This window comes from Pseudomonadota bacterium (assembly GCA_037200975.1).
In the GTDB taxonomy this organism is placed as follows: Bacteria; Pseudomonadota; Gammaproteobacteria; order Steroidobacterales; family Steroidobacteraceae; genus CADEED01.
Map to the genome: position 1 here is coordinate 2,885,647 of JBBCGI010000001.1, position 25,694 is coordinate 2,911,340.

24 protein-coding genes are annotated in these 25,694 nt (G+C 65.1%); 17 read left to right on the forward strand and 7 right to left on the reverse strand.

Features of this window, described 5'->3' with window-relative positions; translation table 11 throughout:
* Nucleotides 1-69: 69 nt before the first annotated feature.
* Entirely contained in the window at nucleotides 70-2,037 is a 1,968-nt protein-coding gene (gene speA / locus WDO72_13060) for a biosynthetic arginine decarboxylase (GenBank protein ID MEJ0086610.1), read from the reverse strand.
* Nucleotides 2,038-2,096: 59 nt separating this feature from the next.
* A complete protein-coding gene (locus tag WDO72_13065; protein MEJ0086611.1) occupies nucleotides 2,097-2,951 on the reverse strand; it encodes a sulfurtransferase in 855 nt (284 codons plus the stop codon).
* Nucleotides 2,952-2,977: 26 nt separating this feature from the next.
* Between WDO72_13065 and WDO72_13070 the strand changes: the two genes are divergently transcribed.
* Nucleotides 2,978-3,646 carry a glutathione S-transferase family protein gene (locus WDO72_13070; GenBank protein ID MEJ0086612.1) on the forward strand — a complete coding sequence of 223 codons (669 nt, stop codon included), beginning with the start codon at nucleotides 2,978-2,980 and terminating at the stop codon, nucleotides 3,644-3,646.
* A gap of 72 nt (nucleotides 3,647-3,718) precedes the next feature.
* Nucleotides 3,719-5,131, forward strand: coding sequence for a saccharopine dehydrogenase C-terminal domain-containing protein (locus WDO72_13075; protein ID MEJ0086613.1), 1,413 nt, complete (start codon nucleotides 3,719-3,721; stop codon nucleotides 5,129-5,131).
* A gap of 13 nt (nucleotides 5,132-5,144) precedes the next feature.
* On the opposite strand, the gene WDO72_13080 is transcribed toward WDO72_13075, so the two are convergent.
* Nucleotides 5,145-5,798, reverse strand: a complete 654-nt coding sequence (locus WDO72_13080) for a DUF4166 domain-containing protein (protein MEJ0086614.1) — start codon at nucleotides 5,796-5,798, stop codon at nucleotides 5,145-5,147.
* Between the two features lie 10 nt (nucleotides 5,799-5,808).
* Nucleotides 5,809-6,333, reverse strand: a complete 525-nt coding sequence (locus tag WDO72_13085; GenBank protein ID MEJ0086615.1) for a MarR family transcriptional regulator — start codon at nucleotides 6,331-6,333, stop codon at nucleotides 5,809-5,811.
* Nucleotides 6,334-6,413: 80 nt separating this feature from the next.
* On the opposite strand from WDO72_13085, the gene WDO72_13090 reads away from it, so the two are divergent.
* Nucleotides 6,414-7,301 carry an SRPBCC domain-containing protein gene (locus tag WDO72_13090; GenBank protein MEJ0086616.1) on the forward strand — a complete coding sequence of 296 codons (888 nt, stop codon included), beginning with the start codon at nucleotides 6,414-6,416 and terminating at the stop codon, nucleotides 7,299-7,301.
* Complete coding sequence (locus WDO72_13095; protein ID MEJ0086617.1) at nucleotides 7,298-7,435, forward strand: hypothetical protein; 138 nt, start codon at nucleotides 7,298-7,300, stop codon at nucleotides 7,433-7,435. The genes WDO72_13090 and WDO72_13095 overlap by 4 nt, the downstream gene beginning before the upstream one ends.
* On the opposite strand, the gene greB is transcribed toward WDO72_13095, so the two are convergent.
* Nucleotides 7,417-7,923, reverse strand: coding sequence for a transcription elongation factor GreB (gene greB, locus WDO72_13100; GenBank protein MEJ0086618.1), 507 nt, complete (start codon nucleotides 7,921-7,923; stop codon nucleotides 7,417-7,419). The genes WDO72_13095 and greB overlap by 19 nt on opposite strands.
* A 110-nt stretch (nucleotides 7,924-8,033) precedes the next feature.
* Here greB and WDO72_13105 point away from each other — a divergent pair, with 110 nt between their 5' ends.
* From WDO72_13105 to WDO72_13145, 9 genes are all read left to right on the forward strand, one after another.
* Nucleotides 8,034-8,228 carry a hypothetical protein gene (locus WDO72_13105; protein MEJ0086619.1) on the forward strand — a complete coding sequence of 65 codons (195 nt, stop codon included), beginning with the start codon at nucleotides 8,034-8,036 and terminating at the stop codon, nucleotides 8,226-8,228.
* 129 nt (nucleotides 8,229-8,357) lie between these two features.
* The gene (locus WDO72_13110) at nucleotides 8,358-10,421 is read left to right on the forward strand and encodes a M13 family metallopeptidase (GenBank protein ID MEJ0086620.1); all 2,064 of its coding nucleotides are present in this window, start codon (nucleotides 8,358-8,360) and stop codon (nucleotides 10,419-10,421) included.
* Nucleotides 10,422-10,439: 18 nt separating this feature from the next.
* A complete protein-coding gene (locus WDO72_13115; protein MEJ0086621.1) occupies nucleotides 10,440-11,096 on the forward strand; it encodes a LemA family protein in 657 nt (218 codons plus the stop codon).
* Between the two features lie 10 nt (nucleotides 11,097-11,106).
* Nucleotides 11,107-11,976 (forward strand): YgcG family protein, encoded by an 870-nt coding sequence (locus tag WDO72_13120; protein MEJ0086622.1) that lies wholly within the window; start codon nucleotides 11,107-11,109, stop codon nucleotides 11,974-11,976.
* 7 nt (nucleotides 11,977-11,983) lie between these two features.
* Nucleotides 11,984-12,481, forward strand: a complete 498-nt coding sequence (locus WDO72_13125; GenBank protein ID MEJ0086623.1) for a TPM domain-containing protein — start codon at nucleotides 11,984-11,986, stop codon at nucleotides 12,479-12,481.
* 57 nt (nucleotides 12,482-12,538) lie between these two features.
* A complete protein-coding gene (locus WDO72_13130) occupies nucleotides 12,539-13,771 on the forward strand; it encodes a L,D-transpeptidase family protein (protein ID MEJ0086624.1) in 1,233 nt (410 codons plus the stop codon).
* 80 nt (nucleotides 13,772-13,851) lie between these two features.
* Nucleotides 13,852-15,765 carry a M1 family metallopeptidase gene (locus tag WDO72_13135; GenBank protein MEJ0086625.1) on the forward strand — a complete coding sequence of 638 codons (1,914 nt, stop codon included), beginning with the start codon at nucleotides 13,852-13,854 and terminating at the stop codon, nucleotides 15,763-15,765.
* A gap of 5 nt (nucleotides 15,766-15,770) precedes the next feature.
* On the forward strand, nucleotides 15,771-16,484 hold the full coding sequence (locus WDO72_13140) for a rhomboid family intramembrane serine protease (GenBank protein ID MEJ0086626.1): 714 nt from the start codon (nucleotides 15,771-15,773) through the stop codon (nucleotides 16,482-16,484).
* 64 nt (nucleotides 16,485-16,548) lie between these two features.
* Nucleotides 16,549-18,291, forward strand: a complete 1,743-nt coding sequence (locus WDO72_13145; protein ID MEJ0086627.1) for a phage tail sheath family protein — start codon at nucleotides 16,549-16,551, stop codon at nucleotides 18,289-18,291.
* Nucleotides 18,292-18,396: 105 nt separating this feature from the next.
* Here the strand turns inward: WDO72_13145 and WDO72_13150 are convergent, their stop codons facing one another.
* The gene (locus WDO72_13150) at nucleotides 18,397-18,936 is read right to left on the reverse strand and encodes a hotdog fold domain-containing protein (protein MEJ0086628.1); all 540 of its coding nucleotides are present in this window, start codon (nucleotides 18,934-18,936) and stop codon (nucleotides 18,397-18,399) included.
* Between the two features lie 108 nt (nucleotides 18,937-19,044).
* On the opposite strand from WDO72_13150, the gene WDO72_13155 reads away from it, so the two are divergent.
* Together WDO72_13155 and WDO72_13160 are read left to right on the forward strand one after the other, a co-directional pair.
* Nucleotides 19,045-19,401 (forward strand): MGMT family protein, encoded by a 357-nt coding sequence (locus tag WDO72_13155; protein MEJ0086629.1) that lies wholly within the window; start codon nucleotides 19,045-19,047, stop codon nucleotides 19,399-19,401.
* A 6-nt stretch (nucleotides 19,402-19,407) separates the two neighbouring features.
* Nucleotides 19,408-19,929 carry an alpha/beta hydrolase gene (locus tag WDO72_13160; protein MEJ0086630.1) on the forward strand — a complete coding sequence of 174 codons (522 nt, stop codon included), beginning with the start codon at nucleotides 19,408-19,410 and terminating at the stop codon, nucleotides 19,927-19,929.
* A gap of 84 nt (nucleotides 19,930-20,013) precedes the next feature.
* Here WDO72_13160 and WDO72_13165 read toward each other — a convergent pair whose 3' ends face one another.
* A complete protein-coding gene (locus WDO72_13165; protein MEJ0086631.1) occupies nucleotides 20,014-20,817 on the reverse strand; it encodes an SDR family oxidoreductase in 804 nt (267 codons plus the stop codon).
* A 108-nt stretch (nucleotides 20,818-20,925) separates the two neighbouring features.
* On the opposite strand from WDO72_13165, the gene plsB reads away from it, so the two are divergent.
* Nucleotides 20,926-23,367, forward strand: a complete 2,442-nt coding sequence (gene plsB, locus WDO72_13170) for a glycerol-3-phosphate 1-O-acyltransferase PlsB (GenBank protein ID MEJ0086632.1) — start codon at nucleotides 20,926-20,928, stop codon at nucleotides 23,365-23,367.
* 201 nt (nucleotides 23,368-23,568) lie between these two features.
* Nucleotides 23,569-25,686: a DUF1302 domain-containing protein gene (locus WDO72_13175; GenBank protein MEJ0086633.1), complete on the forward strand. Its 2,118-nt coding sequence runs from the start codon at nucleotides 23,569-23,571 to the stop codon at nucleotides 25,684-25,686.
* Nucleotides 25,687-25,694 lie beyond the last annotated feature (8 nt).

A 25,694-nucleotide genomic window follows, 5' to 3' on the forward strand; every position in this document is an offset into this window, starting at 1 on the left:
CCAGATTCACGCCGGGAGGTGCCGCGATGGTAGCGCTCCCTTTTGGTGCCTTCGGACGTCCGATGACACTTATTCTAGATAGGCGTATCCGTTGAGCTCGCCTTCGTAGAAGCGTTTGATGCCCTGCGACTCGGCCACCGACATGCGGCCTTCGCGCACCGCGCGTTCGCAGTCGCGCGCCAGCGCCGGATGCAGGTCGGCCACGTCGTACTCCATGTATTCGAGCACCTTGTTGGCCGTGTCGCCCATGACCACTTCTTCTATCCACCAGCCGCCGTCGTCGTGGAAGCGGATGTGCACCACGTGGGTGTCGCCGAACAGGTTGTGCAGGTCGCCGAGCGTTTCCTGGTAGGCGCCGACCAGGAAGGCCGCGAGGTAGTACTCGTCCTGGGCGGTGATGGCATGCAGCTCGAGCGTGCGTTTGACGTCCCGCTGGCTGACGAAGCGGTCTATCTTCCCGTCGGAGTCGCAGGTTATGTCAGCCAGCACGCCCTTGCGCGTCGGACGTTCCGTCAGGCGGTGGATAGGCATGATCGGGAACAGCTGGTCGATGGCCCAGCTGTCGGGCAGCGACTGGAACACCGAGAAATTGCAGAAATAGATGTCGGAGAGGATCGACTCGAGTTCTTCGAGCTCCTCCGGGACTTCATCGAGCTTGCGCGTCAGGTCGCGCACCTTGGCGCAGGTGGCCCAGTAGAGCCGCTCGGCGAGGCCACGCTGCTCGAGCGTCAGCAACCCGAGGTTGAACATCTGCAGGACCTGGTCGCGCGCGGTCTGCGCGTCGTGATAACACTCGACCACGCGGCGCTCGGTCACCGTGCGGTAGGCGTCGAGCAGGTCGCGCACCGGCTGGGGCAGCGCGATGCCGCTTTCCTGGTCTTCCTTGCCCGTGACCTTGAACTGGTCGAGCGCCGAAGTGCCGAGCGTATTGAAGATGAGCACGCTGTGGTGCGCGGCAATGGCGCGGCCCGATTCGCTGACGATCATCGGGTGCTCGATCTTGCGCGTATTGCACACGTTCGCGATGCGATACACCACGTCGTTGGCGTATTCGTTGAGCGTGTAGTTCATCGACGAGGAGAAGTTGGTGCCGCTGCCGTCGTAGTCGACGCCCAGACCGCCACCCACGTCGATGTACTTCAAGCCCGCGCCTAACAACTTGAGCTCCGCGTACACGTGCGCCAGTTCGTTGATGGCGTCCTTCACGCGGCGGATGTCCTGCAACTGGCTACCCGGATGGCAGTGCACGAGCTGCAGGCAGTCGAGCATGCCCTTCTCGCGCAGGATTGCGACCGCCTCGAGGATTTCCGTGATGAACAGGCCGAACTTCGACTTGTCGCCGGCCGAGTCGCGCCACTTGCCGGAGCCTTCGCTCGCCAGCTTGACGCGCACGCCGATGCGCGGCCGCACGTTGTATTTTTCGGCGTACTTGAGGATGGCCGGCAGCTCGCTGAAGTTCTCGACTACCGGGATGATGGTGCGGCCGAGCTTGGTCGCGATGATCACCGCTTCGAGATAGCTGTCGTCCTTGAAACCATTGCAGACGATGAGCCGTTCGGGCGAGTCCGCGGTCATCGTCATGACCGAGAGCAACTCCGGCTTGCTGCCGACTTCGAGCCCGAAGCCGAACGGCTGGCCGTAGCGATACACCTCTTCGACCACCAGCCGCTGCTGGTTCACCTTGATCGGGAACACCGCGGTGTACTTGTTCTGGTAGTCGTTCTCGGCGATCGCCTGCGCGAACGCGCCGTGCAGGTGCTTGAGCCGATGCGCGAGGATGTCGGAGAAGCGCACCACGACGGGCGTCGTGAGCTCACGCTCTTTCAATCCTTGCACGACATCGAACAGGTCGATCTCGCGCGCCTCGTCCATGTCGGGGCGCACCACGAGATGACCGGCCGGATTCACGCAGAAGTAGCCCTTGCCCCAGGCGTTGACCTGGTAGAGCTCTGCGGAGTCGTCGACGGACCAGGCGATGGAGCGTTCACGGCGACCGGGGGCGTCGGGTGAGGAGAGGGGGTTTGGATCGGCTGCCACGTTGGCGCGCACGATACCAAATAGGTCTTGCAAGTAAACGTCGGAAAACTATGCGCGCACTAGTAGAAACCAGTTGCGACGGGGCGATCCGGGTCGCGAATCCATTCGCTCCAGGATCCCGGATACAACCGGCCGCCGGGCAACCCCGCGTGTTCGAGCGCGAGCAGGTTGTGGCAGGCCGTCACCCCCGAGCCGCACATGGCAATCACCGCGGTCGGTGGCTGCGAGCCGAGCACCGTCAGCCAGCGCTGGCGGAGCGTATCGACGGCAAGAAACTTCCCGTCGACGCCGAGATTGTTCAGGAACGGCAGATTCCTTGCGCCGGGCACGTGCCCCGCGACTGGATCGATCGTCTCGCTGCGGCCGGCGAAGCGCTCGGAACCGCGCGCATCGACCAGCAGAGTCTGCGGGCGCTGTCGCAGCTCGTTCACCTGCGCGCTGCTGACCCAGGCATCCTGATTCACGGCCAGCGGCAATGACCGCGGCGTCGGCTGCCGCACTCCGGTCCCGAGCGGCAGCGAGCCGGCGCGCCACGCGGCCATCCCGCCGTCGAGCACCGCGACGGCGCGAAATCCGATCCAGCGCAACAGCCACCACAGGCGCGCCGCATAAGCGCCGTTTCCCTGATCGTAGGCAACGACTTGTGAGCCGGCTCCGACGCCGAGTGCCGCCATGCGCTTCGCAAAGGTGTCGGGATCGGGCAGCGGATGCCGGCCGCTGACAGGCGTGATCGGGCTCGAAAGATCCCGATCCAGATGCAGGTAGATCGCACCTGGAACATGCGCATTCGCATATTCGGTCTCGCCCCAGTGCACGTTGCCGAGGTCGAAGCGGCAATCGAACAGCACCAGATCGTTGCGATCGAGTTGCGTGGCGAGCGTCGCGGCGTCGATGAGAGTGGTGTAATGGTGCATGCCGCATTTTACAATCACGCGCAACGATGGCCATTGACGTTTATTGGGGAAGCGGCAGTCCTTATTCGTGGCGGGTATTACTCGCGCTCGAACACAAGGAGCTGGCTTACCACAGCCACCTGCTGCAGCTCGCCCTGCAGGAGCAGAAGTCGCCGCACATGCTGGCGATGAATCCGCGCGGGCGCGTCCCGATTCTCAAGGATGGCGACTACGTGGTGTTCGAGTCGCTCGCGGTGCTTTACTACCTCGAGCGCAAATATCCGGCGAAGCCGTTGTTCGGCGATTCTCCGGAAGAGGGCGCCGTCATCATGCGGGTGTGTTGCGAATATCAGGCCTATATCGAGCCGCACCTGATGCGCATCGTGCGCGCGCTGCTGTTTCGCCAGGGCGACCCGCACTCGGACGAGAGCACGTATGCGATGCACGTGATTGCCGGCGAAGCGCGCACCATCGAAGGCCGCCTGTCGAAAGGTCCGTGGATCGTGGGCGACCGGCCCGGCGCGTCGGACTACATGATTTATCCCGGTATCAAATTGTTGTTACGCGCGCTCGCGCGACCCGAGGCGCGCGAGTTGTCGTCGCGTTTCATGCCCGTCGACGCCAACTATCCGGCGCTCGGCCGCTGGCTGCAGCGTGTCGAGGCGTTGCCAGGATTCGAGCGCACATTTCCGCCGCACTGGCGCGACGCTTCCTGACAAACCGCCATTGGTGGTAACGCCGGATGAGGGTTGATACCCTCACGCCCTGTTTTGAATGGGGCGAATGTAATGGCCGACAAAGTTCACATCGAGTTTCCGGGGCGCATCGTCTTCATCGGCTTTGGCAGCATTGGCCAGGGCACGTTGCCGCTCGTCCTGCGGCACATCGGAATCCCGAAAGAACGCGTCACGATCATCACCGGCGACGACCGCGGCCGCAAAGTCGCCGAATCGTACGGCGTGAAATTCGTGGTGTTGCCGCTGACGCGCGACAACTTCCGCCGCGAGCTCGATCAGTACATCGGCCGCGGCGATTTCGTGTTGAACGTGTCCGTGGACGTCTCGTCGATCGCGCTGATCAAGTTCTGCTGGTCGAAGGGTGCGATGTACCTCGACACCTGCATCGAGCCGTGGCCGGGCGGTTATACCGACGCCACCATTCCGCACGCCAAGCGCACCAACTACGCGCTGCGCGAAGAAGCGCTGGCACTGCGCGCGCAGAACCCGCGCTCGCCCACCGCGGTCATCACGCACGGCGCCAACCCGGGTCTGGTGTCGCACTTCGTCAAGGTGGCGCTGCTCAACGTCGCCGGCGATACGGGTGTCGATGCGGGTTCGCCCAAGACGCGCGACGACTGGGGCCAGCTGGCGCGCAAGCTCGGCGTCAAGGTCATCCACATCGCCGAGCGCGACACGCAGCTTTCGTCGAAGCCGAAAGAGTTCAACGAGTTCGTCAACACCTGGTCGGTGGACGGCTTCGTCAGCGAAGGGCAGCAGCCCTCCGAGCTCGGCTGGGGCACCCACGAGAAGAACTTCCCGCGCGACGGCAAGCGGTACGATTTCGGTGGCGGCTCCTCTATCTACCTGATGCAGCCGGGCGCGGCGACGAAGGTGCGCACTTGGACGCCGAAGGCCGGGCATTTCCACGGCTTCCTCATCACCCACGGCGAGGCGATTTCCATCGCCGACTACCTGTCGGTGCGGCAGAGCTCGGAAGTGGTGTATCGCCCCACCTGCCACTACGCCTATCACCCGAGCGACTCCGCGATCGTTTCGCTGCACGAGTTCGCCGGCCGCAACTGGCACCTGCAGGACCGCCAGCGCATCCTGCTGGACGAAATCACCGGCGGCATCGACGAGCTCGGCGTGCTGCTCGCGGGTCACAAGAAGAATGCCTACTGGTACGGTTCGCAGCTGTCGATCGAAGAAGCGCGCAAGCTCGCTCCGCACAACAACGCCACCAGCCTGCAGGTCACCGTCTCGTGCCTGTCGGGAATGATCTGGGCGATGGAGAACCCGAACGCGGGGCTCGTCGAGCCGGACGAGATCGACTACGTGCGCAATCTCGAGATCGCCAGGCCCTATCTCGGCACGCTCACCGGCGCCTACACCGACTGGACACCGCTGCACGATCGCGAGCGGCTGTTCCCGGAAGATCTCGACAAGACCGATCCCTGGCAGTTCAAGAACGTCCGGGTCTGAGGCGCGCCGCGGCTCAGGCGGAGTCCGCCGCGCAGAACCGCCCCGTCTGGAAGAACATCTCGCCGAACAGCGGGTGTATGACCGCGAGCGTGAAGCGGAACCAGCCGTTCCCCAGGTCGATGTGCTCGACGTGGGTGACGCCGGGAGAAAAAAACGCCGGCAGCGGCAAGCGCACCCCGCCGCCCAGATCGAAGTAGTAAGAGCGGCTGACGAAGTGCAGCACGCCGCCGGCCTCGTGGACCGCCAGCGGCATACACAGGCGCGCCGGCAGTCTTTCGATGAGACGGCCGTCTTCCGTGACGACCTTCGTGGATCGCACCAGGTCCATGCCGCCATCGGCCCAGTGATACTCGCGATTCCAGTCCACGCCGCCCGCGTGCGGCTGCACGAGCACGCGCGCCGCGACGTTCTGCCCGCCGCGTGGCGTCACGGGCGTGCCGAACAACGTGCCCAGCCACGCAAATACCCGGCCCAGCAGGCTGGCGCGCACGACCTCGAATGCGCCGGCATACGTGGCGCTGCCCGCGGTCGCCGCGAAACGTTCGCGCACCGCTTCGGGCAGCCGGTTCCAAGCCTCGCTTCCGAGCACGTCGCGCAGGCCGTGCCGCCTGCCCGCGCTGGCGCGCGTGTCGGCGAGTGCTCGCGGCAGTGCCCGGGTGTCGGTCATGGCCGTTCCTTCAGTCTCCCAGCAACTTCGAGATGCGCTCGCCCATGCGCATCATCTTGAGCAGCGTCTTGCGCGGCATGCGTTTCATCGCGTCGAACCAGCGGGTCACGGTCTCGAGGAATTCGAGCTGTGTCACGATGCGGTCGCGGACCGCGGCGGGCGTTTCCTGGTCGTTCTTGAGCTGCGCCGCGCATTCGCGCAACGCCGCCAGCGTCGGGTCGATCTCGCGCTTCTTGCGGCCATCCATGATCGCGCGGATCACTTCCCAGGTGTCCTGCTGCGCGCCGAAGAAGTCGCGCCGGTCGCCGAGCACATGCGTGACGTGTACCAGGTCCCACGCCAGCAGCTCCTTCAAACCGTTGCTGATGTTGGAGCGCGCGATGCCGAGCGTCTCGCCGATCTCGTCGGCGTTCAGCGGCTTCTCGGATAGATAGAGCAGGGCGTGGATCTGCGCGACGGAGCGGTTCATGCCCCAGCGGCTGCCCATCTCGCCCCAGTGGACGATGTAGCGCTGCATGGTTTCGGTGAGCTGCATATTGTTTAGTCTGTTATTTCTGTCTTGACAGAAATTATAGGCCCGTCGAATATCCGAGCCAAGCCCGACCAGACAATTTCATGAACGATCCGCAACCGATTGAGATTCCACCACTCCCGCCCTGGCCGGAAACCCGGCAGCCGCCGTTCAGCCGCTGGTGGCCGGTGGGTTGGGGCGCCCTCGCCGGGCTCGCGCTGCGCCTGTTGTTCTGGGGCAAGCCCGAAACCGCCTACGCGGCGATGCTCGACTCTTTCATCCTGGGCTCGCCGGCGCTGGTGGGTGCCGTCACCGTGTACATGGCCGAGCGCCAGTTTCGCCGTTCGTGGACTTACTACGCCGTTGCCCCGGCGATCGCGACCCTCTGTTACGTCGTCGGCTCGCTTCTCATCCTCATAGAAGGATGGATCTGCGCCATCGTCATCCTGCCGTTGTTTGCCGTCGTCGGCGCCTTGTCCGGGCTCCTGATGGGCGTCGTCTGCCGGCTCACCAACTGGCCGCGTCCGGCGATCGTCAGCAGCATCGCGATCCTGCCGCTCATCACCGGCGCCTTCGAACACCGCCTGCCGCTGCCGAATCTCGAGCGCGAGCAGCGCCGTTCGGTGTACGTCGCCGCGCCGGCCGCGGACGTCTGGCGGCAACTGATCGACGCCCGCGACATCCGGCCCGAAGAAGTGGACAACGCCTGGATGTACCGCATCGGCGTGCCGCTGCCGGCATCGGGCGCGGCCGATGTCCGCGGTGGCGAACACCTGCGGCACATCGTGATGGGCAAGGGCATCCACTTCGACCAGGTCGCGAGCGAGTGGCGCGAAAACCAGTCGGTGACCTGGCACTACCGGTTCGCGCCCGATTCATTTCCGCCGCATGCGCTCGACGATCATGTACGAGTCGGTGGCCACTATTTCGATGTGGGCGCGACCACCTATTCGCTGCGCGCCCGAGCGGCGCCGGCACGATGCTCGAAGTGAGCATGAATTACCGGGTCAGCACGCGATTCAACTGGTATGCGGGGCCGGTGGCCGATCTGCTGATCGGCAATTTCGAAGAGAACATCCTGCGTTTCTACGCGCGGCGCGCGGAAGCTTACAAACCGGTTTCGTAGCGGATGGCGATGATGGTGAGTTCGCGCGCGCCGCCCGGCAGCTCGAGTTTCACCTCGTCGTCGAGGCCCTTGCGCATCAGTGCACGGGCCAGCGGCGCATCCATGCTGATGTAGCCCTCGGCCATGTCGAATTCGTCGGGGCCGACGATGCGATGCGTGAATTGTTTGCCGTCGACGCCTTCGAGCGTCACCCAGGCGCCGAAAAACACGCGCTTCGGATCCGAGGGTGGTTTGTCGACCACCGTCATTCCATCGAGTCTCTTGCGCAGGAACCGCACGCGCCGGTCGATCTCGCGCAGGCGCTTTTTCCCATAGGTGTATTCGGCGTTTTCGGAGCGGTCGCCCTGTGCCGCGGCCTCGGACACGGCCTGTGTCACGCGCGGGCGCTCCACCTTCCAGAGCTCGTCCAGCTCCTGTTTGAGCCGTGCTGCACCTGCGGTGGTGATGAATTGCGATCCGGGTTTCTCTGCAGTTCGGTAACGGCTCACTACTTCTTGACCATATGTGATTCACGTCTCAGTCACGGCGACCCGCTGCCCAAGGGTTCTGTGCAACGGCTCACAGCCGCATGGGGGCGGTCAATCTACGCTTTCCACCCATGGCAGCCCGCTACTACACGCACTTTGTCACGAGCGCAGAACCCGCGCACTCGAGCGAGTGGAGTGGAGTCATCGAGCTGACGCATCCGCTCGGCGAACGCCGCGATTCGAAGGAACTGCGCCGGCTGCTGGCCGCGAACTTCGAGATCGAAGCCGAGGACATCAAGATCCTGCAGGTCGCCAGACTGCACTGACCCCGACTGGCCCGAATCCCCTAGCGGACTTCTTTACCTTCATCGAAAGTCCGCCTTCCAAAGCCCCGAGCCCCTAAAGCCTGGGGCTTTTTTTATACTCCGGACCATCTCAAGTTTCCGGGGATCTCCATGTTCAATCGTCTGGCAGCCATTGTGGCCGTAGCCTTGCTCACGGCCTGCGTGGCGTCGAGTCCGAAGCCCGCGCCCGCGCCTGCGCCTGCGGTTGCGCCGCCCGCGCCCGCGCTCACGTCGGGCCTCGATCTCACCGGCTTCGACCGCACGGTTCGACCGCAGGACGACCTCTATCGCTTTGTCGGCGGTGGCTGGCTGGCCAACACGCAGATTCCGCCCGACCGCTCGAACTACGGCACGTTCACCATCCTCGACGACCAGGCGAAGGAAGAGGTGCGGGACCTCGTCGTCGCCGCCTCCGTGCAACCGAACCGCGCGCCGGGTTCCGACGCGCAGAAGGTCGGCGACTTCTACCTCGCGTACCTCGATACCAATCGTGTGGAATCCCTGGGGCTCGCACCGCTCAAGGACGAACTGGCGCGCATCCAGGCGCTCGCGACGCCGCGCGACGTGGCGCGTTACATCGGCCGCGCGCAGCGTCTCGGCGTGGCGCAGCCGTTCAAGTGGTTCTCGTCGGCCGACAGCAGGAATTCGGGCACGTACATCGCGTCGATCACGCAGCGCGGGCTCACCATGCCCGATCGCGACTACTACCTGAGTCCGGACGAGAAGTACGCCCGCTTCCGCGCCGGCTTCGCGCTGTATGTCGAACAATTGCTGGCGCGCGCCGGCGAACGCAATGCGAAATCCGCGGCGGCGCGCATCGCCGCGCTCGAAACGCGGCTGGCGAACTACCAGTGGACCAACGTCCAGAACCGCGATCCGGTGAAGACCTACAACCCGATGACTTTGCCGGAGTACGAGAAGCTCGCCCCAGGCTTCGACTGGATCGCGTTCTTCGACGGCCTCGGTGCGCCGGTCCAGAAACAGGATATCGGTCAGCCCACCTTCATCAAGGGGGTCGGGCAATTGGTGAAGACCGTGCCGGTCGCCGACTGGCGCGCGTATTTCGAGTTCCAGCTGCTCGACAAGTACGCGCCCGCATTGCCGGCGCAGTTCGCCGATCTGGAGTTCGATTTCCACCAGCGCACGCTGAACGGCGTGCAGGAACCGCGGCCGCGCTGGCGCCGCGCAGTCGATTCCATGGACACGAACATCGGCGAGCTCGTTGGCCGCATGTTCGTCGAGGCGCATTTCAGCGCCGCAGCCAAACAGCGGATGAAGGAGCTGGTCGCAAATCTGCTCAAGGCCTTCGATGGTTCCATCGACGGCCTCGACTGGATGAGCGCCGCTACTCGCGCCGAAGCGAAGAAGAAACTTGCCAAGATCACGGTGAAGATCGGCTACCCCGACAAGTGGCGGGACTACAGCGCGTTGACGATCCGCGGCGACGATCTGGTCGGCAACCTCATGCGCGCCGCGGAGTTCGAGAACAACCGCCAGATCCAGCGTTCGGGCGGGCCGGTGGACAAGGACGAGTGGCGGATGACACCGCAGACCGTCAACGCGTACTACAGCCCCTCCACCAACGAAATCACCTTCCCGGCCGCCATCCTGCGCCCGCCGTTCTTCGATGCGACCGGCGACGATGCGGTCAACTACGGCGGCATCGGCTCGGCGATCGGACACGAGATCAGTCACGGCTTCGACGATTCGGGCCGGCAGTTCGACGGCGATGGAAACCTGCGCGACTGGTGGACGGCCGATGACGGAGCGAAGTTCAAGCAACGCGCAGACCTCGTGGTGAAGCAGTTCGCGGCTTACACCGTGCTCGACGGCCGCCATCTCAACGGCGAGCTCACGCTCGGCGAAAACATCGGCGATCTGTCGGGGCTCGCGGTGGCGTTTCGCGCCTACAAACTCTCGCTGGGCGGAAAGCCGGCTGCTGAAATCGACGGGTTCACCGGCGAGCAGCGCTTCTTTCTCGGCTGGGCACAGGTCTGGCGCCGCAAGTACCGCGACGAGGATCTGCTCAAGCGCACGTTGACCGATCCGCACAGCCCGAGCGAATTTCGTACCAATGGACCGACTGGCAACATCGACTCCTTCTACGATGCGTTTGGCGTGAAAGAGGGCGATCGCATGTATCGACCGCCCGCGCAGCGTGTCAAGATCTGGTGAAGTTTCGAGGAGATTGCCATGCGTCGATTGTTGTCCGGTTTCGTCTTCGTGGCCGCAGGTCTTGCACTGTCCGGCTGCGGTTACAACAAGCTGCAGAACCAGGATGAGGGTGTGAAGGCCGCCTGGGCGCAGGTGATCAACCAGTACCAGCGGCGCGCGGATCTCGTGCCGAATCTCGTCAACACCGTCAAAGGTTATGCCGCGCAGGAGGAGCGCGTGCTCGTGGGTGTCACCGAGGCGCGCGCCAAGGCGACTTCCATCCAGCTCACGCCCGAGCTCATCAACGACCCGGAAGCGTTCAAGAAATTCCAGGCGGCGCAGGGCGAACTCACGCAGGCGCTCAAGAGCCTGCTGGCGGTGACGGAGAACTATCCGAACCTCAAGTCCGACGGCGTGTTTCGCGACCTGATGGTCCAGCTCGAAGGCACCGAGAACCGGATCGCCGTGGAGCGCAAACGCTACATCGACGCCGTGCAGGCCTACAACGTCACGGTGCGCGAATTCCCCACCAACCTCACCGCCGGCTGGTTCGACTACGAGGTGAAGCCTAACTTCTCGGTGGAGAACGAAGCGGCGATCTCCACCGCGCCGGCCGCGACCTTCGACACCTCGACGCCTTCGCAGTCCGCGGCGCCGGTGGAAGCTCCGCCGGCGCCCGCGCCCGCCGCGAACTGACGCGCCACTCGTGAAAGCGCTGTCGATCACGCTTGCGCTGCTGCTCGGCGCGGGCTGCATGCCGCGCGCGCTGGCACAGGTCGCGGTGCCGGCGCTCGAAGCGCGCGTCACCGATCTGACCGGCACGCTCACCGCTGCACAACAATCGGCGCTGGAAGAAAAACTCGGCGCGTTCGAGGCCCGCAAGGGCGCGCAGATCGCCGTGTTGATCCTGCCGACCACGGAACCCGAGGACATCGCGCAGTTCGGCATCCGTCTCGCCGAGGCCTGGAAGATCGGCCGCAAGGCCACGGGTGACGGGGCGATCCTCATCGTCGCGAAGCAGGATCGCGCGTTGCGTGTCGAGGTGGGTTACGGCCTCGAAGGTGCGCTCACCGATGCCACCAGCGGCCGCATCATCAATGAAACCATCACGCCGTTGTTCAAGCAGGGGGATTTCTTCGGCGGCGTGAACGCGGGCCTGGACCAGATGATCCGGGTCATCGACGGCGAACCTCTGCCCGCGCCGGACCAGTCGTGGAAGCCCTCCGGAGTGACCGATGTTCCCTGGCCCTTGCTCCTCGCGGGCCTCTTCATCTTGAACGGCGCGTTTACCGGGTTCATCGGGCGCCTGCCCGGAGCTTCCGTGTCCGCGCTGCTCGGCGCGGGGCTGGTGTGGTGGCTCACCTCGCGATTGCTGTTCGGCGCACTTGGCTTTGTCGGATTCTTCCTACTGGCGCTGTTCTTCGGCATGAGCGGCGGGTCGCGTTTCGGTAGCCGTGGCCGCAGCGTATTCCGCGACATCGGGCGTGGTGGCGGCTTCGGCGGTGGTTTTGGCGGTGGCGGATTCAGCGGCGGGGGCGGCGGTTTTGGCGGCGGCGGCGCCTCGGGCCGGTGGTAGTTAGCCCATGAGCATGGCGCGATTCATCCGTCACCTGAGCGCCACGCGTGCCGGCACGCGCCGCCGTTTCCCGAAGGGGGTGCTGGAATCGATCGAGCGGGCCATCGCGGCGGCCGAGTTGCGCTGCAGCGGAGAAATCCGCTTCGTGATCGAAACGGCGCTCGAAATCGGGGATCTGCGCGCTGGCCTCACGCCCCGCGAACGCGCCATCCAGACCTTTTCCCACCTGCACATCTGGAATACCGAACTTCGCAACGGCGTACTCATCTATGTATTGCTGGCCGACCGTGACGTCGAAATCGTCGCCGACCGGGGTGCCGCAGCCGTCATCCCACCGGCCGACTGGGAAAACGTCTGCCGGCGCATGGAGGAAAACTTCCGTGCTGGCCGGTTTGCCGACGGTGCGATCGCCGGAATCGAGGCAGTCGGCGGGTTGTTAGAGCGGCGCTTTCCGCGCGCCTCAGCCGATCGCAACGAATTGCCGAACCAGCCGGCCTTGCTGTAGCGCCCTGTTGCAGATCGCCGACATACTTGATGAACTTTGCGGTGTCATACTTTGGCCATGAATAAGCATTCCACGCTTCGTGCGCTCGCTCTTGCCACGCTGTTCGGCGCGCTCATTTCCGGTTGCTCGCTGTTCGGCGATGGACCCAAATGGGGTGCCAAACGCGACGCCGCGAAGAATGCCGAGCCCGTCGTGCCCGTTCTGCCCGAGCCGGCGCCGACGCACCAGTTCACGATCACGCCGACCACCGACATCGTCGGCGTCGTGCAGAAAACCCGCGCGACGAAGGAAGACACGCTCACCGACATCGCCCGGCGCTTCAACGTGGGTTATGAAGAAATCGTGCGCGCGAATCCCGGCGTCGATCCGTGGCTGCCCGGGGAGAACCGCGAGATCGTCATTCCGTCGCAGTTCATCCTGCCGAACGCGCCGCGCGAAGGCATCGTCATCAATGCCGCCGCGATGCGGCTCTTCTATTACCCGAAGGTGAAGAAGGGCGAGCCGCAGGTCGTGCACACATACCCGATCGGCATCGGCAAGGTCGGCTGGAAGACTCCCGAAGGCGCGACCAAGATCGTGCGACGGACGAAGGACCCGATCTGGCGTCCGACGCCGTCCATCATCAAGGAACACCTGGAAGAGCGCGGCGAGAAACTCGAGCGCGAGGTCAAGGCGGGGCCGGACAATCCGCTCGGCCGGTTCGCGTTCTACCTCGGGTGGCCTACCTACATGATCCACGGTACCAACAAGCCCGCGGGTGTCGGCCTGCGCTCGAGCCACGGGTGTATCCGCCTCTATCCAGAGGACATCGCGACGTTGTACGAGCTGGCGCCGGTCGGCACGCAGGTGCGCGTGGTGAATCAGCCGTTCCTGTTCGGATGGCACGACGGCGCGTTGCACATCCAGGCCTTCGACGTGCTCGAAGACGATCCGCGCGACTGGAAAAAGGCGCAGGCGAAGCTGTTGAACAAGGCGCTGGCGGATCGCATCCAGGAAGAGCTCAAGGCGCGCAAGGAAAAGATCGACTGGGATGCGGTGTCGAAGCTGTCGCACGATCCGCGCGGCATTCCGGTGTCGGTGTCGGGCGGTCCCGATCAGCTGGACGCGATCGTGGCGTCCGCGATCGTGGTGCAAAACAAGGTTGCTCCGGGCGCGACGTGGGACGGCGTCTCCGATCTGCCGGTGGACGAAGCGACATTCCAGGAGCTCGTGTCCGATCGTGAACCGTCAGTCGAGTCGGCCGCCGCCGCGGCCGCGCCCGCCGCCAAGCCAAAGCCCATCTCCAACTGACCCACGCGAAAAGGGGACATGCCTATTTATTGGCTGCCAATAAATAGGCATGTCCCCTTTTCGCGAATTACAGTGGCGGCATGAAATTCCTTCTCGCCGCGCTCGCGCTGGGTGCCAGCTTCGCAACTCATGGTGCCGTTCCCGCCGACTCCATCGTCATCGGCCGCGACTACCACTCGTTCGCCGACCCGACGGCCTTCCGTGTCAAACATCTCGATCTCGACCTGCAGACTTCTTTCGAGAACCAGCGCCTTTCGGGCGTCGCAGATCTCACCATCACGCGCATCTCCGCGGACGCCAGCAAACTCACGCTCGACACGCGCGATCTCACCATCCGCCAGATCTGGTGGCTGAAGTCGGCTAATGACCTGGTGCCGCTGCGCTACACGCTCGGCGCGCGCGACCCGATGCTGGGCACGCCGCTCAACATCGACCTGCCCCCCGAACTGAACGCACCCGAATTCGCGGTCCGCATTTCCTACCAGACGCGGCCCGAAGCCTCCGGCCTGCAGTGGGTGGCATCGGCGCAGACGGCCGACAAGACCGATCCATTTCTGTTCTCGCAATCCGAAGCGATCCACGCGCGCAGCTGGATACCGCTGCAGGATTCCCCGCAGGTGCGCATGACCTACAACGCCACCATTCGCGTGCCACCCGGCATGCGCGCGGTGATGAGCGCCGAGCAAGTCGGCCGGAATCCGGGCGAACTCGCCGCCGACGGTGTCTATCGCTTCACGATGCCGCAGGCGATTCCCTCGTACCTGATCGCGATCGGCGTGGCGAAGCTCGAATTCCGCGCCACCGGTCCGCGCACCGGCGTGTACGCCGAGAAAGCGACCATCGAAGCAGCCGCCTACGAATTCGCCGAGACCGAGCAGATGATCGAGGTCAGCGAGAAATTGTTCGGCCCCTATCGCTGGGGCCGCTACGACCTGCTGATCCTCCCCCCGTCGTTCCCGCTCGGCGGCATGGAAAATCCGCGGCTCTCGTTCATCACGCCGACGTCCATCGCCGGCGATCGAAGTCTCACCGCGCTCATCGCCCACGAGCTGGCACATTCCTGGTCGGGCAACCTCGTGACGAACGCGAGCTGGCGCGACCTGTGGCTCAACGAAGGATTCACGACCTATCTGCAGGGCCGCATCGTGCAGGCGGTGTACGGCGACCGGCGCGAAGCGATGGAAGAGGTGGCCGCGCTCGAAGGCCTGCGCGAGGAATTGTCGACGCTGCCTCCGGCCGACCAGATTCTCGCCATCGACCTGCGCGGCCGCGACCCCGACGACGTGTTCTCGGAAGTCCCGTACATCAAGGGCGCGCTGTTCGTCACCTGGCTGGGCGATCGCTTCGGCGTCGACACGCTGGATCGATTCCTCCAGGCCTATTTCGATCACTTCGCGTTCCAGAGCATCACCACCGAACAGTTCCGTGCCTATCTCGAAGCCGAACTGCTGCCGAAGAAACCCGGCGCCGTGACGGCCGCCGAACTCGACGAGTGGCTGCACGCGCCCGGACTGCCGGGATCCGCCGTGTTGCCGCACTCGGATGCATTCGAACGCGTGGATGCCGCGCGCAAAGACTGGCTTGCCGGCAAGGTCTCCGCCGCCGATCTGCCGGGCAAGGAATGGAGCACGCACGAGTGGGTACGATTCCTCGACGGCATGCCCGCCAAGGTTCCCGCCGCGAAACTCGTGGAGCTCGACAACGCATGGGCGTTGACCGCCTCCGGCAACGCGGAGATCTCGCTGGTGTGGCTCGAGATCGCGATCCGCAATGACTACACCGCCGCCGATGCGAAACTCGAGACCCATCTCACCACGATCGGCCGCCAGCGGCTTATCAAGCCTTTGTACGAGGAACTGCTGAAGACCCCGGCCGGCGCCGAACGCGCCCGCGCCATCTACCTGAAAGCGCGGCCTAACTACCATCCGATCGCGACCACGACGCTGGACAAGCTGCTGCTGCGCAAGCCCGTGCCGCCCAAACCCGGGACCTGAGCCGGATGGTCATCCCGCTGCACGACGACAACCCGAGCACCACGAAGCCGCGGGTCACGGTCGGAATCATGATCGCCTGCACCCTCGTCTACGTCTGGCAGCACCTGTTGCTGTCGAAGGCGGGCGCGCAACAGGTGGCCTACGCGTTCGGACTGGTGCCTGCCGTCCTGACCGGGCGGGAATTCCTGCCGGAGGAAATGCGCTTCATTCCACCGGCGCTGAGCAGCATCACCTCCATGTTCCTGCACGGCGGCTTCTGGCACCTGGCCGGCAACATGCTCTACCTGTGGATTTTCGGTAACAACATCGAAGACGCCATGGGCCACGTGCGCTTCTTTCTCTTCTATCTGCTGTGCGGACTCGCCGCGGTGGCCGCGCAGGTGATGCTCAACCCCGCCTCGCCGATCCCGATGGTGGGTGCGAGCGGCGCGATCTCCGGCGTGCTCGGCGCCTACATGCTGTTGTATCCGCGCGCCCGCGTGTTGTTAGGGCTGCCGCTCGGCTTCCTGATCGTGCAGCTCGGACGATTCCCGGCTATCTGGGTGCTGGCGGCGTGGTTCGTCATGCAACTCGTGCTCGGTACGATCGCTGCCGCGCAGGCGCCCGGCGATTCGGAAGGTGGCATCGCCTTCGGCGCGCACCTCGGCGGCTTCATTGCGGGATTAGTGCTCGTCACGATTTTCAAACGGCGCGCGGTTCCGCTGTGGCGGCGCTACTGAGACGCTGCTACATTCCGCGCACGTTGCGCGCCGCCGTTTTCCTCGGGCGCGCTTGAGGACCTGATTGGCCGAGCCGTTTGACTCGCAAATCCCGACCGCCGAACAGCCCGGCTCTATACGCGTCATCGCGCGGGCCGCAACGAACATCGCCGCCTTCGTCGGCCGCACGCTCAAAGGCCCCGTCAACGAACCCGTGACGGTGCGCAGCTTCGCCGACTACACCCGCGTATTCGGCGGCCTCTGGCAGCCCTCCACGCTCAGTTACGCGGTCGAGCAGTTCTTCGAGAATGGCGGCCGCTGCGCCGTCATCGTGCGCGTGGTCAATGGCGCGCGTCCGCCGACGCTGTCGCTGCCGGCGGGCACCGGCAAACTCATCCTGCGTGGCGTCGGCGCCGGTTCGCGCGAATTCCTGCGCGCCTCGGTCGATTACGACGCGATCGATGCCAAGGAAGCGGAACTGTTCAACCTGGTCGTGCAGCGCGTGCGCACCGCCGGCTCCGAACAGATCGAAGACCAGGAGATCTTCCGCCGGCTGTCGATCACGCCCGGCGCGGACCGCTTCGTCGCCGACGCGCTGCTCGATTCGCGGCTGGTGCGCGTGCAGGGCAGCGTGCCCACCGAGCGGCCGACGCGGACTCCCGCCGCCGCCACCGGCGCGGTCATCGGCTACACACCCTCCAATCCCGACGGTGACGATGGCGGCCCGATCACCGACTACGACCTGATCGGCTCGGCGCAGCTCGGCACCGGCCTTTTTGCGTTGCATGCCGCGCCCGACATCAACCTGCTGTGTATTCCGCCGCTGACGCGCGACCACGACATCGGGCTGTCGACGTTGCTGGTCGCGGGCCGCTTCTGCCGCGAACGCCACGCGATGCTCATCGTCGATCCGCCGTCCGACTGGGCGTCGAGCGCCGCGGCGCTCGATGGCATGCGGCACTGGCCGTTCCGCAGCGAAGACGCCGCGTTGTTCTACCCGCGCGTGGTGGCCTTCGACCGGTTGCGCGGACGCTTCGAGATGTTCGCGCCCTGCGGGGTCGCGGCCGGTGTCATCGCCCGCTGCGACGAATCCGCCCCGGTGTGGGCCACCGCCGAAGGCGATGCCGCCGTCCTGCGCCATGGCATGCGGCCGGCGTGGAACGTGGCGAACGCCGATCGCGCGCGACTCATCAACGCGGGGATCAACGTACTGCAGTCGGTGCGGCTGCCCGCGCGGTTGCAGGCCAGCCCGCGCACGCTGGCCAGCGGCTCCGCGGCCGTCAGCGACTGGCGATATCTGTCGCCGCGCCGCCTGGCGTTGTTCGTGATGACTTCCATCGAACGTGGCACGCGCTGGATGCTGTTCGAGCGCAACGCCGAATCCACCTGGATGATGGCGCGCGGCCAGGTCGAGGCGTTTCTCGATTCGCTGTACGCGGAAGGCGCCTTCACCGGGCGCAGCGGCGAGCCGAGTTATTTCGTGGTGTGCGACGAACGCATCAACAACCTCGAGACCATCCGCGCCGGCAAGATCAACCTGGCCTTTGGTTTCGCGGCCAGCAAGCCGGGTGAGTACCACGCGTTCCTCGTCACGCACGAGCCTTCGGGCTCACGCGCCCGCAACGTCAGCATGAACCGGTTCGCGAACTATTCGCCGAGCGTGAATCTGGAGATCGAGTCGTCGATCCTGCGTGGCCTCGTGCCGCTCGCGAGCGTGCCGGCCGTCGAGAAGGCCGCCCCGGCAGCAGCCACGTTGCCGGATGCCGCGGACGATTCACCGGCCTCAGCATCGACTGCGGTGCCGGTGGAATCCTTTCAGGACTATTGATTACGCAAGGTCCGCAATCGCGGCGGCCTGCGGCACTTGCAGGGCCTGATCTTCCACGACGCTAGTTAGAGGCGGCGTGCTCGTCCGCGAAGGAAACGCGCCCGATCAGCTCTCTTTCTTCGGCGAAACGTACATGCTGATCACCGCGCGCACCACTTCCTTGCCATTCGTGTCGGTCACGGTGACCGGCACGCCGATGTTCTCCGCGCCGGCCCATTCGGTTTTATCGAGCCGCGCCGTCGCGATGACGTCGGTCTCCGCCTTCGCCAGGTATTCGATCGTCATGCCGCGCGGAATCCAGCGCATGCCGACCGGGATCGTGACCTCGGTGCACAGGCCGGCGGCGAGCTCGCACAGATTTCCCATCGCCAGCGCGTGCACGGTGTGGATGTGGTTTTCGACCGCGCGCCGTTTTTGCATCGCGACGCGGCAGAGTTTGGGCTGCAGGTCGAGGAAACGCGGCTTGATGGTCGCGAAGTAGGGTGCACGTTTGCACACCGTCCGCGCGAACAGCCAGCGGCCGAAAGCGCTGCGATGGGCGCGGATCCAGGCGCGCAATGTGGGACCAGCCTGGGTGGTGTCGGTCATGGTCAACCAGTCCATCTGGGGACGGGCCGGGTGTACGTCGGTTGCTACTCTGGCCATCGCGTGATCGAATCCTCCGCCCGGGGCCGAAACTCTAATCGTTGCGCACCGGCGATCGCAAACATTCGATACAAATCCAGCCCGAGAATTGGACCAGACTGTTTGACCATGGACGAAACTGTCTCAACCGCGGAAAAACGCGCGGCGGCGATCCGCAAAACCGTGCGTGCGATCAAACGCGGCGGCTTCCTGAGTTATGGCGAAGTGGCTCGGCGCGCTGGGTTGCCCGGGCGCGCGCGGCTGGTCGGCCAGGTGCTGCGCGAATCCGGCGCCGCCGACCGGATTCCCTGGCATCGGGTTACCGGCGCCGGCGGCCGCATCGCCTTTCCGGCGGGTTCGGCGAGCGCGCGCCGGCAATTGCAACGGCTGACGCGCGAAGGTGTCGAGACGCGCGGCAATCGTGCCGTGGTCAAACGCGGCTCGAAAGGCGCGCGCAGTCTCGATGCACTGTTGTGGAAGTTGTGAGGCGCTGTGACTGACCGTTACGTAGTTTTTTCGCATGGCAAGGATGCGGGCCCCTGGGGGGTCAAGATCACCGCGCTCGCCGGCAATGCGCGCAGCGAAGGCTATGAAGTGGAGTCGGTGGACTACCGCGGCATCGACGATCCGCGCGAACGCGTGAACAAGCTGGTCGAGTTCTGCAAGGAGCTCAAGGGCGACCTGGTGTTGTGCGGCTCGAGTCTCGGCGGATATGTGTCGGTGGCCGCCGCCTCACTGCTGCATGCGCGCGGCGTATTCCTGATGGCGCCCGCGCTGACGATGCCCGGCCTGCCGCCGCTGCGCGAGCGGGTGCTCGACTGCCCGACCACGATAGTCCACGGCTGGAAGGACGACATCGTCCCGGTCGAGCAGAGCATCGAGTTCGCGCGGCGCCATGGCTGCGCGCTGCATATCCTCAACAGCGATCATCGCCTGCAAGATGAAGTGCGCTTGCTGAAGTACCTGTTCGAGTACTTCCTGATCTCGCTCGACCTCCCCCAGGACGTGAGTTAAAGGGGTTAAAGGGGACATGCCTATTTATTGCCCGCTGACACCGCAAATCGAGCCTGACATCGCCAATAAATAGGCATGTCCCCTTTAACGCCGCTGGCGGATGGCACGCTCCGCGATACGATCGATCAGCGACGGCGCGATCAGCTTCAGCCAGCGGCCTAACTTCCCGCGCGTCGACATCACCACCAGCCGTTGCCGCTTCGCGATCGCGCGCACGATGCCCTGGGCGCAATCCTCCGCGGTCATGATCTTCGCGACCTGCATCGGTGAGGCACCGAGCGGCTCGCCGTCCGCGCCGATCGCGCGTTTGTGGATTTCCGACACCACGAAATCCGGCGCGATCACGCTCACGTCGACACCCGTGCCGCGCAGCTCGATGCGCAGCGAATCGAAGAATCCGATCATCGCGTGTTTGCTCGCTGCGTATCCGGTGCGTTCGGGCACGCCGGTCAGTCCGGCGATGCTCGCGACGGCGACCAGCAGTCCTTTCGACTGCTTGAGATGCGGCAGCGCAAGCGCGGTGAGCCGCACCGGCGCCAGATAATTCACCTGCATCAGCCGCTCGAAGATCTCGAGATCGGCGACCGCATCGAACCGGCTCCACATCGTGATGCCCGCGTTGTGGATGACGATGTCTATCCCGCCAAAGTTCTGCAGCGTCGTTTCGACCAGCCAGCCGCAGTCGACTTCGTTCGCGATGTCGGTGGGCACCACCAGCGTTTCGCCGCCGCGGGCGCGGCACTCGCGCGCGAGTTCTTCGAGCCGCGCCGCGTCGCGCGCCGCCAGCGCCACGCGTGCTCCCTGCGCGCTCAGCGCCAGTGCCAGCGCGCGGCCGATGCCCTCGGATGCTCCCGTCAGAATGATCCTGCGACCTGCGAGTCTGGTCATATTGCTCCTGCGGCCCCGTTTTCTTGGGCGCAGTTTCTTTCGGAAAATGCCCAGTCGGCTACACTGCCGCGCCTAACATGATACGGCCGGGGGCGCATCGCGAGACGCATGGGTTGGTTGCTGCGACGATTCTTCAGGCTCTGGGTGCGCGCCGCCGTTCAGCCGGCGGAGGCACCGCCGTCGCTGACCGCTCCGGCCGCACCGGTGTGTTACGTGCTCGAGCGCGATTCGATCGCGGATCTGGCCGTGCTCTGCAATGTCGCGGCCCGGATGAACCTGCCATACCCGGAGAGGCGTTCGGCGAATCTCCCGGTCGAGCAACGCCGCTCCTACTTTGATGTCGGCCGCCGACGCCGCTTCTGGGACGCGACGCATACGCGGCGGCCGCCGCCGCACCTGCTGGCGCTGGTCGAATCGCTGATCGGACAGCAGGGTGGTGAGCCGGCGCGCGATGTGCTGCTGGTGCCCACCGCGGTGTACTGGGGCCGCGCTCCGCAGAAAGAAGGCTCGTGGCTGCGGCTGCTGTTCGCCGAGAACTGGGCGCTGACCACTCGGGCGCGCAAGTTTTTCGCCGTGCTCATCAACGGCCGCAATGTGTTCGTCGAGGTCGGCGCACCCATCAGCCTGCGTTCGCTGCTCGATGCCGCGCCGGCCACCGACCAGGCGCGCCGCGTCACGCGCGTCCTGCGCGGCGTGTTGCGCCGCCAGCGCGCCACGCGTATCGGTCCCGATCTTTCGCACCGCCGCACCATCGTCGCGCGCGTGTTGCGTGCGCGGGCGGTGCGCGCGGTGGTGGCCTCCGAGGCGCGCGAAAAACACGACAAGTTCCGGCCCGGGCTGCTGACCGCGCGCAAGTACGCCTTCGAGATCGCAGCTAACTACTCGCACCCGTTCGTGCAGGTCGCCGAGAAGCTGCTCGGCCGCGTGTGGAACCGCGTGTACGACGGCGTGAAATTCAACCATGCCGCGACGCTCAAGGAGATCTCCGAAGGCAACGAAGTCGTGTTCGTGCCCTGCCACCGCAGCCACATGGACTACCTGCTGCTGTCGTACGTGATCTACCACGCCGGTTACGCGCTGCCGCACATCGCCGCCGGCATCAACCTCAACATTCCCGTCGTCGGGCGTTTCCTGCGCAAGGGCGGCGCGTTTTTCATCCGCCGCTCGTTCGCCGGCAATGCGTTGTACACCGTGGTGTTCATGAAGTACCTGGCCGCCATCATGGCGCGCGGGCATTCGATCGAATACTTCATCGAGGGCGGGCGGTCGCGCACCGGGCGGCTGCTGCATCCGAAGACCGGCATGTTGTCGATGACGGTGCGCAGCTTCCTGCGCGACCCGGTGCGGCCGGTGGTGTTCGTGCCGGTGTACTTCGGCTACGAACGCATCGTCGAGGCCAACACCTACATCTCCGAATTGTCGGGCGCTCCCAAGAAGAAGGAGAGCTGGTTCGACCTGCTGGCGTCGCTGCGCGTGTTGCGCGAGCGGTTCGGCACGGTGCACGTGAACGTCGGCGAGCCCATCCGGCTCAACGACCTGCTCGACGCCGCGCTGCCGAGCTGGCGCGAACAACGCTTCGACGACGACACGCGTCTGCCGGCCGTCAACGCGCTGGTCGGCGACCTGTCGCTCGCCATCATGCGCGGCATCAATTCCGCCGCCGCCGTCACGCCGATCAACCTGCTCGCGACCACGTTGTTGGCGTCGCCGCGCGGCGCACTGCCCGAAAGCGGCCTGCTCGCGCAGCTCGAGCTCTACCTCAAACTGCTGCGCACCTCGCCCTACAGCGCCCGGATCACGGTCACCGACGCGACTCCGGCCGAAATTGTGGTTTACGGCGAAACGCTCAAGATCATTTCGCGCGTGCCTCACAAACTCGGCGACATCGTGAAGATGAGCGATGAAAGCGCGCAGCTCATCGCCTATTACCGCAACAACGTCCTGCACCTGTTCGCGCTGCCCTCGCTGGTGGCCTGTGCGTTCATCGGCAATTCCATGTTGCGCACCGAGGACATCCAGCGCCTGGCGTGGCGCGTCTATCCCTACGTGGCGGCCGAGCTTTTCCTGCGCTGGCGCGAAGAGGAACTCGCGGGTGTCATCGACGGTGTTCTTGCTGCACTGGCCGAACAAGGTGTGCTGCAGCCCAACGAGGATCGCAGCGCGTGGCGGCGGCCGCCGCCGGATTCCCCGGCCGCGATGCAGCTGTCGATGCTGGCGCAGGCCACCATCCAGACCATCGAGCGTTACTACCTCGCGATCTCGCTGCTGATGAAGGCCGGCAGCGGCACGATCACCCAGAAGGTGCTCGAACAGCAATGTCAGCTCGCCGCCCAGCGCATGAACATGCTGTACGGCTTCAATTCGCCGGAATTCTTCGATCGCGCGCTGTTCGAGAATTTCATCGATCTGCTGCGCGAACGCGGCGTCGTGCAGGCGGGCGATGCCGGCACGCTCGAATTCGACGACGTGCTGGTGCGCGTGGCTGCGGATGCCCAGCTGGTGTTGTCGGAGCAGATACGCCACAGCATTCTGCAGGTGACCCAGGTCTAGCGGCAGCTAGGGAATCCCCGGGCTGCGGGGCCTCCCTAGCTTTGGCCCCGGAAGCCGCTGCTATACTCGCGCGCAACACGTCCGCGCGAAGGCGTCCACGAGGGGGAGGCAAACGCGTGGCGAACTCTAAGACGATACGGCCCATCGGTAAGGCTGCTCCCTCGTCACTCGCAGCTGTCCCGCGGTCTTCAGGGGAAAAGAATGAGTAACGATCTGATCCGGCGATACGTCATGCGTTCGCTTCCGATCGTCGCAACGCTGGCCCTGGCGTCGCCCGCCACTTACGCCTGGGATTTCCAAAACGACGACGGCACCTTCACGGGTAGCTGGGACACGACGGTCACCTACGGACAAGCCTGGCGCATCGAATCGCGCGACTGCCGGCTCATCGCCATTGCCGACGGCGGCTGCGGCCGCTCGCCCAACATCGACGATGGCGATCTCAACTACGGCACCGACATGTTCAGCCGGGCGCTCAAGGCGCTGACCGAAGTCTCGCTCAACTATCGCGGCTTCGGTGCTTTCGTGCGCGCGTCGGGGTTGTACGACGACGCGGCGGCGGATACCGCACGCACCCCGCTTTCCGACAGCTCCGAAAAACTCGTCAAGAACTACACGCGGCTGCTCGACGCCTTCGTATACGCCAAGTTCGACCTGGGCTCGATGGGCGCGGAGCTGCGCCTCGGCCGCCAGGCCGTGAGCTGGGGCGAGAGCACGTTCATCCAGAACGGCATCAACGTCATCAACCATTTCGACGTCTCGGCGCTGCGCGTGCCGGGTTCGGAGCTCAAGGAAGCGTTCCTGCCGCAGGAAATGGTGAACTTCAGCCTGCAGTTCAGCGACAACCTGTCGGCGCAGGCTATCTACCTCACCGACTGGAACGCGACGGTGCCGGAACCCGCCGGTTCCTATTTCAGCAATAACGATTTCGCGCCCACTGGCGGTAGCAAGGTGGTGCTGGGCTTCGGCTCGTTCTCGGACCAGGGCGTCGACTTCCGCCCGCTCGGCGGGCCGTTGATCTCGAACTTCCAGACCGTCAATCGTCTGCCCACGGAGAAACCCTCCGACAGCGGACAGTACGGCTTCAACCTCAAGTACTACGCGCCGGGCTTCAACAACGGCACGGAGTTCGGCCTGTTCTTCCTGAACTACCACAGCCGTCTGCCGATGATTTCGGGTCGCACCGGCTCACAGGCCGGAATCGGTAATGCCTTCGGTGCGTTGAACGCCGTCGGCGCGGCGGCGCAGGGCCTCGCCGCGGGTCTGCCGCAGGCGGCGGCCATCGCCACCGCCGCCCAGCTCGGCGTGGCGCGATCGGCGGCCGCGGGCGGAAATCTTTCGCTGGCGACGGCCACGCAGTACGCCAGCATCGGCGCCGGCACGCAGCTGGCGCGCGGCGACGTCACGGCGCAGGCCACCAACATCGCCACGCACGAGTACGCGCTCACCGCGGGTTACTTCACCGAGTACCCGGAAGACATCAAGCTGATCGGACTGTCGTTCAACACGCAGTTGCAATGGGGCGGCATCGCGCTGCAGGGCGAAGTCGCGTATCGCCAGGATGTGCCGCTGCAATGGGACGACGTCGAATTGCTGTTCGCGGCACTCACGCCGTTCGAGCAGGGACTCGCGACGTTGCGCGGGACGCCGCTGCCCACCACCTGCCCGACCGGCGTTCCGGCCGCTTCGACGCTCACGCATTGCGGCCAGCTCGGCGGCTACGGCGTGAACGAGAAAGTGCAGGGCTGGGGCCTCTACGACACCTACCAGGTGCAGTTCACCGCCACCAAGACCTTCTCCAATGTGCTCAAAGCGGCGCAGATGGTGGTGGTGGCCGAGGCGGGCCTGTCGCATGTGCAGGACATGCCGGACAAATTGACCGGCGGACCGAACGATCGCGGCCTGCGCTTCAACGGCCCGGCTACCAATGTGAGCGGCAACTACGAGCTGCGCGGCCGTCATTGCCCGACGATCTCCGCGGCGGACTGCCTGGCGCTGGATCTGGTCGAGCCGCAGAACCGCTTCGCCGACGCCACTTCTTATGGCTACCGCGTCGCCGGCCGCCTGGAATATCCGGGCCTCGTGGGTCCGTGGAACGTGCTGCCGCGCTTCAACTGGCAGCACGACGTCAAGGGCACGACGCCGGGACCCGGCGGCAACTTCGTCGAAGGACGCTACGGCCTCACGCTCGGCGTCGAGGCGAACCTTCGGGCCACCTGGGCGGTCGACATGTCATGGACGAAGTTCGGCGGCGCCGGACGGTTCAACGACCTCAACGATCGCGACTATGTCGCGGCCACGCTCAAGTTCTCGTTCTGATCGCGACG